General features: G+C 74.4%; 6 protein-coding genes and 1 pseudogene. 4 read left to right on the plus strand and 3 right to left on the minus strand.

Translation table 11 applies throughout. The features are described from left to right. Nucleotides 1-254: 254 nt before the first annotated feature. Nucleotides 255-881 carry an NADPH-dependent F420 reductase gene (locus SM452_RS28775; protein WP_318336070.1) on the plus strand — a complete coding sequence of 209 codons (627 nt, stop codon included), beginning with the start codon at nt 255-257 and terminating at the stop codon, nt 879-881. 58 nt (nt 882-939) lie between these two features. Here the strand turns inward: SM452_RS28775 and SM452_RS28780 are convergent, their stop codons facing one another. Continuing rightward, nucleotides 940-2,763, minus strand: coding sequence for a VanW family protein (locus SM452_RS28780; protein ID WP_355510975.1), 1,824 nt, complete (start codon nt 2,761-2,763; stop codon nt 940-942). A gap of 186 nt (nt 2,764-2,949) precedes the next feature. Between SM452_RS28780 and nudC the strand changes: the two genes are divergently transcribed. Next, nucleotides 2,950-3,894 (plus strand): NAD(+) diphosphatase, encoded by a 945-nt coding sequence (gene nudC, locus SM452_RS28785; protein ID WP_463841083.1) that lies wholly within the window; start codon nt 2,950-2,952, stop codon nt 3,892-3,894. Here nudC and SM452_RS28790 read toward each other — a convergent pair. Together SM452_RS28790 and SM452_RS28795 are read right to left on the minus strand one after the other, a co-directional pair. Continuing rightward, nucleotides 3,797-5,068 (minus strand): annotated as a pseudogene (locus tag SM452_RS28790) (polysaccharide biosynthesis protein); the annotation flags it as partial. The gene nudC and the pseudogene SM452_RS28790 overlap by 98 nt on opposite strands. Then, on the minus strand, nt 5,044-9,567 hold the full coding sequence (locus tag SM452_RS28795) for an alpha-(1->3)-arabinofuranosyltransferase domain-containing protein (protein WP_463841084.1): 4,524 nt from the start codon (nt 9,565-9,567) through the stop codon (nt 5,044-5,046). The pseudogene SM452_RS28790 and the gene SM452_RS28795, both read right to left, overlap by 25 nt. A gap of 169 nt (nt 9,568-9,736) precedes the next feature. On the opposite strand from SM452_RS28795, the gene SM452_RS28800 reads away from it, so the two are divergent. Beyond that, a complete protein-coding gene (locus SM452_RS28800) occupies nt 9,737-11,614 on the plus strand; it encodes a hypothetical protein (RefSeq protein WP_463841098.1) in 1,878 nt (625 codons plus the stop codon). Beyond that, a complete protein-coding gene (locus SM452_RS28805) occupies nt 11,614-13,323 on the plus strand; it encodes an MmpA family trehalose lipid delivery protein (RefSeq protein ID WP_463841085.1) in 1,710 nt (569 codons plus the stop codon). Before SM452_RS28800 ends, SM452_RS28805 begins: the two co-directional genes overlap by 1 nt. Nucleotides 13,324-13,333 lie beyond the last annotated feature (10 nt).

Below are 13,333 nucleotides of genomic sequence, written 5' to 3' on the forward strand. Positions count from 1 at the left end.
CCGATGGTACTGCACTCGGGAGGGTGTGGGAGAGTAGGACACCGCCGGACAATCTTTCAAATTCAGGGCCACCCCCACCGGGGTGGCCCTGAATTGCGTTCTCCCCCGGAATCACCACGCCGGGCCGCCTCCGTCTCGTACCGTCGAGCCGGGACGTCGACGCACGTCCGCCCGCCGGCTCGGTGGCGCGAAACGTGACGTGCCGTACGCCGGGACCGTGATCGGGTCCGACCGCACGGGGTACAGGAGTGGGCATGGAGATCGGAATCATCGGGTCGGGGCACATCGGGGGCACCCTCACCCGTCGTCTGCGTTCACTCGGCCACGACGTCGCGGTGGCCAACTCCCGCGGGCCACAGAGCCTGTCCGACCTGGCCGCCGAGACCGGCGCCCGGGCGGTGTCGGTGGAGGAGGCCGTGCAGGGCGCCGAGCTGGTGGTCATCGCGATCCCGCTGAAGGCGGTGCCGCAGCTCCCCGCGGCGCTGTTCGACGGCAAGCTCGTGGTCGACGCCAACAACTACTACCCCCAGCGGGACGGCGACATCGCCGAGCTGCTCGACCGCAGCCTCAGCTCCAGCCGCTGGACCGCCGACCACCTCAAGGGCGCCCGCGTGGTGAAGGTCTTCAACAACATCCAGGCCGCGCACCTGATGGACGAGGGCAAGCCGGCGGGTACGGCGGGCCGGATCGCGCTGCCGGTGGCCGGCGACGACGCGGACGCCAAGCGGATCGTGATGGGCCTCGTGGACGAGCTGGGCTTCGACCCGGTCGACGCGGGCACGCTGGACGAGAGCTGGCGGCAGCAGCCGGACACGCCCGTCTACGGCACCGACCGGGACGCCGACGGCGTACGCGAAGGGCTGGCCGCGGCGCGGCCGTGACAAGCATGGAAGAGGCCCCGCCGGATGCGTCCGGCGGGGCCTTTCGGCGTTCGGTGGATCAGTCGTCGCCGCCGCCCGGCTTCGGGGCGCAGATGAAGCGTGGCTCGGCGTCGTAGCGCCAGCTGAACTTCTCCCGCTTGAACACCTTGCCGTCCTTCTTGATGACCCGGTACGCGTCCTGGGCGAACCCGACGCTGCCGGTCGCGGCGATGCAGCTGGGCCCCGGCGTCAGGTAGACCGTCTTCGGCTGGGTGATGTTGCGGCGCGGGCCGTACTCGGTCTTCACGCTGTCGTAGATCTTGGTGCTCCAGATCGAGACGGTGATCGAGCTGGACGTGTACGACGTGTCGATCAGGACGCCGTAGGGCGTGTTGTTGCGGAACTTGAAGTCGAGCTGCGGCCAGTAGATGGTCGACTCGATCACCGCCGGGTAGCGGCTGAAGTAGAACGAGTGCGGCTTGTGCTCGACGTCCTCCAGCCCGGCGTAGTAGGTGGCGTTGAACAGCGTGGTGGTGAACTGGGAGACGCCACCGCCGACGCCCGGCACCAGCTTGCCGCCGACGATCGTCGGCGCGTCCTTGTAGCCCTGGTCGTAGCCGCGTTCGCCGGTGTGCCCGTTCAGGGAGAACGTCTCACCCGGTTTCACCAGCGCGCCGTCCACGTCCTTCGCGGCGCGGACGATGTTCTGGCTGCGCGGCGACGAGAGACCGCCGGTGAAGTGGGTGGTGAAGCTCGACACCCGCTCCTTGATGCCGAGCTTCGCCAGCTCCGCCTCGGTCAGCTCGGGGGCGGCCGGCTTCAGCTCGGCGGTCACCGTACGGCCCTCGGTCTTCGGGAGCACCGCGAGCAGCGCCGGGCCGAGCGCGGCGGCGTCGACCTGGCGTCCGGCCTTGCTGGGCAGCACCTTCGGCTTGCCGCCGCTGATGGTCAGCCCGGCGTCCCGCGGCTCGACCTCGAGCTTGGTCAGCTGGTCCCCGAGCGCGGTACGCAGCCGCTTGACGTCGACCTTCGGGGTGAGCGTGCCGGCGTCGTCGGCGGAGAAGCGCAGCGAGCGGGCGATGGCGGCGGGCGGGATGGTGACCGAGCCGCCGTCGGTGGTGAGCGTGACCGGCGCGGCCACCGCGGGCCGGGCCAGCTCGGCGACGAGGCGGTCCACCTCCTCGCGGGTGGTCGCCGGCCACTTCTCGACGAGCGGCACGGTGACCGGCTCGGCGGCCAGCCACCCGGCCTTCACCACTGCGGTGGCGCCGTCGGTGTCGATCGTCAGCGCCGGCTTCGGGTAGACCGGCTTCGGTGTGGTACCGGTCCAGATGATCGCCGGCATGGTCATCTCGCGACCCTGCGTGCCCATCACCTTGCGGAGGGCCGCGCCCAGCTTGGCCTGGTCGACGGTGACCACCGGCTCGACCGCCCGGGAGCCGACGAGCCGGCTCACCGCGTGCGCGTCGGCCTCGGCGGCGGCCGCCACCGTGGCGTCCACGTCGATGGTGAGCCCCACCTCGGACGGGTTCAGCTCGGCCTTGTTCTCACCGACTGTGACAGCGAGCGGGGCGTTGAGCGTGTCGGCCCGGCGTTCCAGCTCGGCGCGGAGCGCCTGGGCCGCCTCCGCCTTGCTCCGCCCGCCCAGCTCGGTGCCGAGCACCGTGGTGCCGCGGGGCACGTCGCCGGCGTACGCGTAGGCGCCCAGGCCGACACCGCCGGCGAGCACGGCCGCGACGATCCCCCCGGCCAGCAGCAGCCGGGCCCGTCGCGAGCGTGTGGGCTTGGCCGCGCCGCCTCCGGGTGGTGTGGCGACCGGCTCCATCTCGACGCCGGGCCAGCTCACCGCCGCCACCTTGATGGTGGGACGGTCGTCGGCAGCCGGCATCTTCTCGCCGTACATCGTCACTGCAACCTCGATCGGAAGTACACGCGGGGACCGCTTCCCCCGCGGGAGACACCTACGGTAACCAACGCTCGGGCCCGCCGGGAGGGTCCGGCCCGGCGGTCGTGTCGGGTGACCGCCGGTGTCGCACCGATCACCCGTTTCGGGGCCGTGCCGCGGTGCGGATCGTGGCACGGTGAGCTGGTGCGGACACAGGATCGGGTGCCGGCGTACGGCGGCGGATGGCTGGACCGGGCGGCGGCGCGGCGCACGGACGCGGACTGGCTGGCCGAGCGGCTGACCGATCCGGCGAGCGTGGTGCTGCCGCTGTGGCGGGACCGCTGCCTGGCCGACGGGGACGGCCCGGTCCGGCTCACCGGGGAGCGCGCGTCGGCCGTCCGGGCCGCCGCGGGCGAGACCGTCTTCCTCGGGCTCGACGGGGACGCCGCCGTGTTCGCCGCGGACCTGTCCGCGCTGGGCGAGCGGGCCGCCGTGGAGGCGGCCGCCGCGACGCGTGCCGTCGACCTGCGGGCGCTGGCCGGCCGGCTCGACCCGGCCGGTGCGGCCGTTCAGGCGTACGCCCGGGGGTTGCTGTCGTGGCACCGGCAGCAGCGGTACTGCGGCGCGTGCGGGGCGGCGGCGGTGGCCGGTGGTGGCGGGCACGTCCGGACCTGCGCGGACGCGGAGTGCGGGCGGCTGCTGTTCCCCCGGATCGAGCCGGCCGTCATCGTGCTCGTCGAGGCGCCCGGCCCGCCGGGGCGCTGCCTGCTGGCCCGGCACGCGGGCGCGGCCGAGGGGGCCTATTCGACGCTCGCCGGGTTCGTCGAGGTCGGTGAGAGCCTGGAGGACGCGGTCCGCCGGGAGCTGGCGGAGGAGGCGGGGGTGACAGTCACCGACGTGACCTACCAGGGGTCGCAGGCGTGGCCGTTCCCGGCCGGTCTGATGGTGGCGTTCCGGGCCGTCGCCACCTCCGAGCACGTCCGCGTCGACGGCGTGGAGCTGCTGGAGGCGCGCTGGTTCAGCCGGGCGGAGCTGCGGGAGCGGATCGCGTCCGGTCGGTCGCTGGGCCGGGTGGACTCGATCGATCACCTGTTGCTGGGTGACTGGCTGTCCGCCGACGCGCCGGCACGGCCATCAGCAGTGTCGTGACCACGGCGGTGGCGAGGGCCGCGGCGACGAGACCGCCGACGGTACGCGGGCGCACGATCACGGCGACGGTCACCAGCGCGGCGGTGCCGAACCACAGTGGCGCCGCCGCCCACCTGACGCCTCCGGCGAGGCGGTCGTTGAGCAGCACGAACGTCACCGCGTAGAGCGCGCCGACGGCGGCGAACAGCGGCGCGTACCGGCCGAGCGCCGTGTAGTCGGGTCCGCCGACGAGCTGGAAGGCCAGCCCGCCGGCGACAGCCGACGCGCCCACCAGGACCAGACCGCACGCACCGGTCACCGCGAGCGCGACGGTGCGGCTGCGGCGGTCCCCGCGGGCCAGGCGCGGCAGCGCCAGAACGGCGGCGACCTGCGGCGCCCAGAGCGCGCCCTTGGTCAGGACCGTCCCCACCGAGTACGCCCCGGAGCCCGAGGGCGGCAGCAGTTGCCGGGCCAGCAGCAGGTCGGCGTAGGAGACGACGAGCATCGCCAGCGTCGCGCCGCATCCGGCGGTCACCAGGGCGACGGTCAGGCGCGGGGCGGCCGAGGAACGCCGGGGCGTACCGGTGAGCCAGGCCAGCACCGGTGGCGCCAGCGCGGCGGTGAGCGCACCGACCCCGAGTGCGCCGGTCAGGCCCGCGCCGAGCAGCAGCCCCACGATCACCCCGCCGTAGCGGGCGGCGGCCAGCAGCGCCATCGCGGTGGCGAGCCGCAGGAAGCGCTGACCGCCCTGCAGTTCGCCGAGCGAACGCGACGAGAGCACCACCGAGGCGGTGGTGACCGCCAGCAGCGCCGGTACCACAGTCGGCAGGTCCAGCGCGGCGACCAGCACCGGCGTCGCCAGCAGCAGCGCCCCCGCGCAGAGGGCGGCGGTCAGCACGGTGAGCCGCCGGGTGTCGGACGGGCCGTGCCGGGCGTGGTGCACCGCGACCGCGAGTTGCAGGCCGAGCCCCGGCACACCGGCGATGGCGACCAGGCCGAGGGCGGTGGCGAGCGCGCCGAGGTCGTCCGCGTCGAGCTTCCGGGCGGCGAGCACCGGCACCAGGTAGGCCAGGCCGTTCACCAGGACCCCGGCGAGCGTGACGGCGACGCCCGCCGCACCCAGCCCGGTCCTCCGGCCGCCCGCCGGCTCGGGGCCCGGCCGGCCCTCGCTCACGTGATCTCCGAGACGCGGGATGCCGGACCGCCGTCCGGCCCCGGAGCGGCGTCCGGCCCCGGCCGCCCGTCCGAGTCGCGCTCGGCACGACCGTCCGGATCCGCATCCCGGTCCGGCTCCGGCTCGGCGTCGCGGTCCGGCGCTCGATCAGGACCCGCGCCCGGGTCGATGTGGGCGGTGGGAGCCGCGACGGCCCCGGCGAGGGCGGGGACGGGCGTCGGCTGTCCGGCCGGCTCCGGCACCCGGGGAGCCGGCACGGTCACGGCTGCCGCCGAGGCCGGGCTGATCCGGCGTACCGGCCGTCGGCGGGCGGTCGTGGAGAGCCAGAGCGCGCCCAGCGCGGCGACAGTCACGAGTTGCGGCAGTGCGTCGGTGTGCCGGTCGGCCGATTCCAGGTAGATCCATCCGGCGAGCACCACGAGCGCGCCGGGGAGCCACGTCTCGACGGCCCGGGCGATTCTCCTGACCCGCCGGGGGTCACCGGTCCAGGGCAGGCGGCGCGGCCCGGGTACGGCGAGCATGAAGCCCGCCGCGACCAGCAGGGCACCGATGAGACCGCTGTGGAGCACGAGCGCGGCGGCGCCGACTGCCAGCAGCGGCAGCGAGCGGGTGAGCCGTCGCCGGGCCGCCGGTGCGACGACGACCGCGCGATCCCCGGCGGGCCGGCGGTCGGGCAGCACCGCGAGCAGGACCACCACCGCCAGCAGGACGCCGCCGAGCAGCAGACCCATCCGGTACGGGGTGTCCGGCGTGAAGCGCAGCACCACGTCCCCGGAGACACCGGCGGGGAGGATCCAGCCCTGCTGCCAGCCGTCCACCACGAGCGGGGTGAGCGTCGTGCCGCCGATGGTCGCCTGCCAGCCGGTGTTTGTGTTCTCCCGGACCGCGAGCACCCGGTCGACGGGGTGCTCGGACACCCGTACCCGCCGCTCGGTGGCCGACCAGGAACCCACCTCGATGTCGCCGGCGGTGGCCGCCGCGGCGGGCGTCGGGGTCCGTGGCGTCAGCGCGACGCGGGTGGCGGTGGCGAGCGTGCTCGCGGTGGTGACGAGGCGGTGCTCGCCGCTGCCCAGGTCGAGCTGCTCGGGCGTGGTCCGGCCGCAGGCGGCGACCGGCATCTCGCGCAGTTCCAGCAGGTCGCGGACGGTACCGGTGAGCGTGGTGGTGATCCGGGACGAGCCGATCTGAAGCGTCGGGCCGGAGCCGCAGGCCAGCTTCAGCGGCGTCTCCGGGCGGGGTGCGACAGTGGTCCCGAGGGGCAGCACCGTCACCTCGCCGACAGCGATGGGCAGCGGCTCGGGCAGACGCAGGCCGTACGGGTCGGTGCTGGTGGCGGACGGTTTGTCGAGGAACTGGATGGTGATCGAGTCGGTCCGCATCGGCGGGTCGAGCGTGAGCAAACCGTCGTTGGTGAGCAGGTTGCTGCGGAACCCGTCGTTGCCGACCACCCGGACGCTGCCGAGCCGGGTGGCGGCGGTCTCCTCCTCGACGGTGAACCGGATCTTGCTGATGACCTGCGGTTCGAGCCAGGTGAGGCGCAGGATCGGGGCCTCGTCGTTCAGCGCCGGTGACCAGCTCGTGGCCGGGTCCCCGTCGAGGACCGCGCCGGGCCGGCCGGCCGGGTCGGGCACCGCCGTCGAGGACGCGGTGACCTGCGGCGCGAGGCGCAACGGCTGGGCGTCGGCGACCAGCTTGTCCAGGGCCGCGTTCAGCTCCGGGCCGGGGGTCGGCCGCGCCCACAGCTTCGCGTCGTACGTCCCGGCGACCGGCAGCGTGAAGGTGCGGTCGATGGCGGAGGCGTCCTCCGAGCCGCGGATCGCGTCGGTGGAGCAGCGCGGGCGGCCGTCGACGGTGAAGCAGGCGGGCGTGGACGGGGCCGCCGACACGACCACGCCGGCGGGCTGGTCGGTGGCGGGGGCGGCGGGCAGTTGGAGCGTCCGGCCGGTCTGGACACCGGGGATCTTGATCTCGGTGATGCCGACCGACTTGTCGCCGAACGGGCGCAGGTCGAACGCGGCGTCGACGGAGACCTCGACCTTGCGGGTGGCGTGCACGCCGGGCAGCTCGAAGACCATGTGGTCACCGAACTGCTCGACGGTGCGACTCTCGTACCCGGCGGTCACGGTGACCGTGGTGGGCAGGGCGTCGGCCTTCAGGTCGAACCACACCTCCACCCGGGTGACCCGGGTCGGGTTCGCCAGGTTCACCTCGATCCACTGCCTGTCGCTTTCCGAGTGCGGCGCCGACCGCCAGGACGTGGCGGTGTTCCCGTCCATCGCCGCGTACGGCTGGTACTCGGGCCGGGCGCCGCCGGCGGCGTCGATCTGGGAGCGGGCGGACGAGGCGCGGATCCCGCTGATGCCCTCGAAGCGCGCGACAGTCGACCACTCCGGCCCCCAGTCGGGCAGGTAGTCGTGCGCGGGCGCGGACACCGCGAAGGTGTCGTCGGCGGTGAGCGTCTGGGAGGAGTTGTCGCGCAGCCGGCCGAACGAGACGTCGCGCCGGCGCAGCCCGTCGGTCAGCACGACCGGCCCGGTGGTCTCGCCGGCCTTCACGTCGCCGGCCAGGACCGTGGGCGCGGCGCCGAGCCGGCCCGAGGCGGCCAGGTCGAGCAGCGACTCGGGACCGCCGACGACTGTGGTCACGTCGTCGCGGTCGTACGCGACCACCGGCTCGACGGGCCGGTCCACCCGGTACACCTCGAGTGCCCGTCCGGGTACGTCCAGGCCCTGGTCGCGGAACTCGTCAGGGGTGTCGGAGCCGCCGCGTACCGGGCCGAAGGACACCACGCGGGTCAGGCCGGGCGAGCGTTCCAGCGCCTGCCGGACGACCGCCGGGCGGGCCGTGTCCGAGCGGCCGTGGTCGAGGTCGGCGCGGAACAGGACGTGGCTGATCCCGGAGCGGGCGAGCAGGTCGGCCAGGCCGGTCGAACCGGCGCCGGTGGCGAGCGTCGACTCGATCGCGTCGAGCAGCCGGATCGTGGCGGGCGGGGTGAACGGGATGGCGTTGCGGACCGCCCACCGGCTGTCCAGCAGCGGCTGGGCGATCTCGTCGGTGGTGCTGCCCCAGTCGTACGCGGGGAAGCGCGCGCCGGGGACGACGAGCACGCGTCCGCGTCCGGTGTTCGCGTCCAGCCAGTCGGTGGCCTCGTGCCAGTAGCCCGGCACGTCCTTGACCGCTCCCGGGGTGGCGAGGCCACCGGCGAGCGCCGGCGAGGCGACGCCCGCGACCGCGACCATCGCTGTGCCGGCGGTGAGCCAGGCCCGGGCCGTGGCGCGGCCACGACGCTGCTCGGGCGCGGTCCGGGCGGCGCGTACGGCGAGGCTGACCAGGTGCGCCAGGCCGAGCGCCAGCGGCAGGCGGAGCAGCACGTCGAACTTGTGCACGTTGCGCAGCGGGGCGCCGATGCCGTCGAGGAACTGCTGCTGCGGCCCGGCGAGGATGTTCGGCAGGTCGCCGGTGTGCCCGAGCCCGACGAGCGCGACGCCGGCCAGCAGACCGGTGATGAGGAACCGGCGGTGCGGCATGCCGCGCCGGGACAGGCCGAGCACTCCGAGCGCGGCCACCGCCAGGGTGGCCACCACGAGCAGCGTGTCGTTCGCCAGCCGGGCGCCGGCCGGGATGTTCGCGCCGAACGGGGACGCCAGGTACGCGACCCAGTAGGAGGCGCCGCGCAGCGTCGTCACCGCGTCGGTGACACTGGTGGTGTTGCGGGCGGTCTCGATGTAGTCCAGGAACGGCGGGCTGTACCGGCCGAGGACCAGCAGCGGGATCAGCCACCACGCGGTGGCAAGGGCGACCGCGCCGCACCAGGCCGCGAGGGCGGTGACGCGGCGGCGCAGCGGCCGGAGCGTGGCGAGCCAGAGCAGGGCGAGCGGCACCACCGCCGCGACGGCTGTGGCGTTGACGCCGCCCGCGCAGGCGACGGCGACCGCCGACCCGGCGACCGCACGGCGCAGCCGGGCACCCCGGGCGAGTCCCACGAGCGGGATGAGCACCCACGGCGCGACGGCGCTGGGCCAGGACTCCACCGACGACCAGCCGAGCTGGGTCAGGATGCGCGGGGACAGCGCGAACGCGACACCGGCGATCATCCGCCCGGCGGGGCTGCCGATGCCGAGCCGGCCGGCCAGCCGCACCACACCGAGGTACGCGACGCAGAACAGCAGCGCCCACCAGAGCCGCTGGACGATCCACGGCGCGATCCCCAGTTCCGTCCCGAGCAGGAAGAACGGGCCCATCGGCCAGAGATATCCGTACGCCTGGTTCTGGAGCTGGCCGAACGTGCCGGTGGGATCCCACAGGTGCAGCGAGCGCAGCAGCCACCCCGCCGGATTGACGTTCAGGTCGACCTTCGTGTCCGGTACGACCTGCCCGGGTGCCTGCTGGAAGGCGAGTGCGGTGAGCGCGAGGCAGATCGTCAGGTGCCGGAACCGCCGCGCCGTCTGCCGGGCACGGCCGGTCTCCCGGGCGGGGGTGTCCGTCCCCGTCGGCGACGTTGTCGTCCCGTCCGCACGCATTTTCGGCTCCCGTCTCCGCCGGCCGTACGCGCACCTGCAACATGACGCGTGTCGCGCGACGTTATCCGGACCGGACGCGCAGTGGCGACCTGGGGGCGCGGCGAGGCGTTATCAGGAGAACGGCCGTCCCCACGGCGTGTAAGCGTGTGGCAGGCTGCCGACCATGTCAATGCCACAAGCAGCGGCCGAGACGCATCCGGCAGCCGTCGGCGCGGAGGACGACGGACCCGGACCGATCGGTCGCTGGATCGCCGCCGACCGCGTCCGCGCGGTCGCGATCGCCCTCATCATCGTGTCCGTCGCGTCGCGCGCCGGGCTGGCCGCCCGTGGCTGGTTCTCACAGGACGAGTTCGTCATCGCCGCGCAGGTGCTCGACACCCGCCTGGACCCGGACTACCTGCTGGGCACGTTCAACAACCACCTCATGCCGGCCGGGCTGGCGGTCGCGTGGCTGATGGTCCGGGCGGCCGGTTTCGCCGGCTGGCCGTGGATCCTGCTGCTGGCGGCCGGGCAGGCGGCGGTGGGGATCGCCCTCTACCGGCTGCTGCGTGACCTGCTGCGGCCCGGCTGGGGGCTGCTGGTCCCGCTGAGCCTGTTCCTGTTCAGCCCGCTGACGCTCGAGGTGTCGTCGCTGTGGCTGGTCGGGCTGCTCGTGCTGCCGCCGCAGCTCGCCCTGGTCCTCGCGGTGGCGGCCCAGGTCCGGTACGTGCGCACCGGCCGGAAGCGGCACCTCGTCCTGGTCGCGTTCTGGCTGGTGTTCGGCCTGCTCTTCGACACCAAGGCGCTGCTGATCGTGCCGCTGCTGTTCCTGCTGACCGCGTTCCTGTTCACCAAGGGCCGCGCGTGGCGCAGCCTGGTGACCACTGTCGTGCGGTTCTGGCCGGCGTGGCTGATGCTCACCGTGCTGTCCGGTGCGTACCTGGCGTACTACCTGACCCGCCCGGCCCGGGGGCTGGACGAGCCCACCTCGGTCGGGCAGGTCTTCTCGTTCCTCGGCGACCTGATCGGCGACACGGTGGTGCCGGGTCTGCTCGGCGGGCCGTGGCGCTGGACGTACGCCGGTGACGGGCCGCCGCTGTCCGACCCGTACGACATCGCGAAGTGGCTGTCCTGGGCGGTGCTCGCGGCGCTGATCGTGGTCACCGTGCGGCGGCGGCCGTCCGCCGGGCGGGCCTGGCTGCTGCTCGCCTGCTACCTCGGTCTGGTGGCCGCGCTGTTCGCGGTGACCCGCCTCGGCGGGCCGCTCGGCCCGCTGGTCGGCGTCGTGCCCCGCTACGTCGCGGACGTGGTGCTGGTGGCCGCGATCTGCGTCGGGGTGGCGCTGCTCGGGATGAAGGACCACGACGAGGACGACGTCTCCGCGTGGCCGCTGCCGACTGTGCTGCGGGAGCCGGGCGCCTTCGCCGTCGGCCTGGTCTCGATGGTGGTGCTGCTGGCCACCATCGGCGTGGGCACGCTGTGGAGCACCGCGCGGTTCGGTGACAACTGGAGCACCAAACACGGCCGGGACTACCTGGCCACGACGCAGGCCGAGCTGGCCGCCGCGCCGCCGGGCACCGTCTTCTTCGACACGACCGTGCCGGACCGGGTGGTGGCCGGGTACTTCTGGCCGGACAACCTCCAGTCCCACTTCTTCCGTCCGGCCGAGCGCCGGCCGACGTTCGTGACGATGAGTGAGAAGCCGTCGACGTTCGACGAGAACGGCCGGATCCGTCCGGTGGTGGTCGAGGGGCGCAAGGTCGCGCCCGGCACCGTGGAGGGCTGCGGGCACCTGGCCGAGGGCGGCCGGACCGCCCGGATCCCGATGGACGGCTACCTGGTGGAGTGGCCGTACGTGGTGCACTTCGGCTACGTCAGCTCCGGTGACTCGACGGCGGTGTTCAAGCTCGGCGACGCCACCCGCGAGATCACGCTGAAGGAAGGGCTGAACGACGTGTTCTTCATGCTCGAGGGCGCCGGCTCGGCCGTCGAGCTGACCGTGAACACGCCGGGCGTCCGGCTGTGCACCAACCTGATCACCATCGGCCGGGCGGTGCCGAAGCCGTAATGACCGGACGTCCCGCCGAGGCCGGCGGCCCCGCGCTCCGGCGGTGGCGGGAGACGCTGCCGCTGTACCTCGTGGCGGTCGTCGTCACCGCGTTGATCCTGGCGCCGCTGGTGGCGCCGGGCTACGCGCTGCGGTACGACATGGTGTTCGTCCCCCGGCAGCCGCTGAGCTGGGATCTGGTGGCCCCGGCGCAGAGCCTGCCCCGGGCGGTGCCGATGGACGCGCTGGTCTCGCTGGTGACCCAGCTGGTGCCGGGCTGGGTGGTGCAGCGGGTGGCGCTGGCCGGTGCGGTCCTGTTCGCCGCCGTGGGCGCCGGACGGCTGGTGCCGACGCAGCGGCGTGCGGTGCAACTCGTGGCCGCCGTGGCGTACGCGTGGACGCCGTACCTGGCCGAGCGGCTGCTGATCGGGCAGTGGGGGCTGCTGCTGGCGTACGCCGCACTGCCGTGGCTGGTGCGGGCGGCGCTGGACCTGCGGGCGGGCCGCGACGGCGCGCTCGCCCGGGTGGTGCTGCTCGCCGCGCCCGCCGCGATCACCCCGACCGGCGGCCTGATCGCGCTGGCGACGGTGCTGGTGCTGGCGGCGGACCGGGCCCGGCTCCGCCTGTCGGCGGTCGCGGTGGGCGGTGTCGCGCTGCTGAACGCCCCGTGGATCGTGGCGGCCCTGGTCACCGGCGCGGGCGGCACGTCCGACCCGGCGGGTGTGGCGGCGTTCGCGGCGCGCGCCGAGAACTGGGCCGGCCCGCTGGTGGCGCTCGCGGGCACCGGCGGCATCTGGAACGTGCAGGCCACCCCGTCCAGCCGGTCCGCCACGCTGGCCCCGCTGGCGACTGTGGTGCTCGTGGTCCTGGCCCTGGTCGGCGCGGGCCTGCTGCGGCGCCGGCTGCCGGCGGGCGCGGCGGTACGGCTGGGTGTGCTGGCCGGCGGCGGGTACCTGCTGGCCGCCCTCGCCGTGCTGCCCGGCGGGAACGCGGCGCTGAGCTGGGCGGTGGCGCACGTGCCGGGCGTGGGACTGCTCCGCGACGGGCAGAAGTTCCTCGCGCCGTACGCCCTCGTGCTGGTGGTGTGCGCGGCGCTGGGCGCCGAGCGGCTGGTGGCCCGGATCGACCGGGAGGTCGGCGGGATCGTGCTGGCCGGGCTGCTGCTCCTGCCGGTGGCCGCGATGCCGGACCTGGCGTTCGGCGGCGCCGGCCGGATCAGCCCGGTGCGCTACCCGGCGGACTGGCGGGCGGTCGCCGAGCGCCTGCCCGACGACCCGGGGGAGGTGCTCGCCCTGCCGCTGACCACCTACCGGGCCTATCCGTGGAACCCGGGGCGGGTGGTGCTCGACCCGGCGCCCCGCTATCTGCCGGGAACCGTGCTCACCGACGACACGCTGGTGGTCGACGACGTCGCGGTGGCCGGGGAGAATCCGCGCCTGCGCGAGGTGCGCCGGGTGCTCGCCGAGGGGCGGCCCGTCTCGGCCACCGGGGTGGGCTGGGTGGTGGTGCAGCACGGTACGCCGAGCACAGTGGACCCGGCCGTTCTGACCGGTCTCGACCTCCGGTACGAGGGGGAGTCGCTGAGCCTCTACCGGAACCCGGCCGCCTCGGGTTCGCCGCCGCGGACCGGAGCGAGCCGCTGGCTGGTCGTGCTGGCGTGCGGAACTGCCGTTCTGGCGGTCATGGCTGCCGCCTTTTCGACCCTACGCCGGCGAGCTACTGCGTGGTAACGTCCGCTCG

Source organism: Micromonospora sp. SYSU B005, assembly GCF_055362685.1.

What these genes read in the sequence shown, in the direction of transcription:
- SM452_RS28795 (WP_463841084.1), bottom strand. Translation starts at nt 9,567, where the DNA reads ATGCGTGCGGACGGGACGACAACGTCGCCGACGGGGACGGACACCCCC.
- SM452_RS28775 (WP_318336070.1), top strand. Translation starts at nt 255, where the DNA reads ATGGAGATCGGAATCATCGGGTCGGGGCACATCGGGGGCACCCTCACC.
- SM452_RS28780 (WP_355510975.1), bottom strand. Translation starts at nt 2,763, where the DNA reads ATGTACGGCGAGAAGATGCCGGCTGCCGACGACCGTCCCACCATCAAG.
- SM452_RS28800 (WP_463841098.1), top strand. Translation starts at nt 9,737, where the DNA reads ATGCCACAAGCAGCGGCCGAGACGCATCCGGCAGCCGTCGGCGCGGAG.
- SM452_RS28805 (WP_463841085.1), top strand. Translation starts at nt 11,614, where the DNA reads ATGACCGGACGTCCCGCCGAGGCCGGCGGCCCCGCGCTCCGGCGGTGG.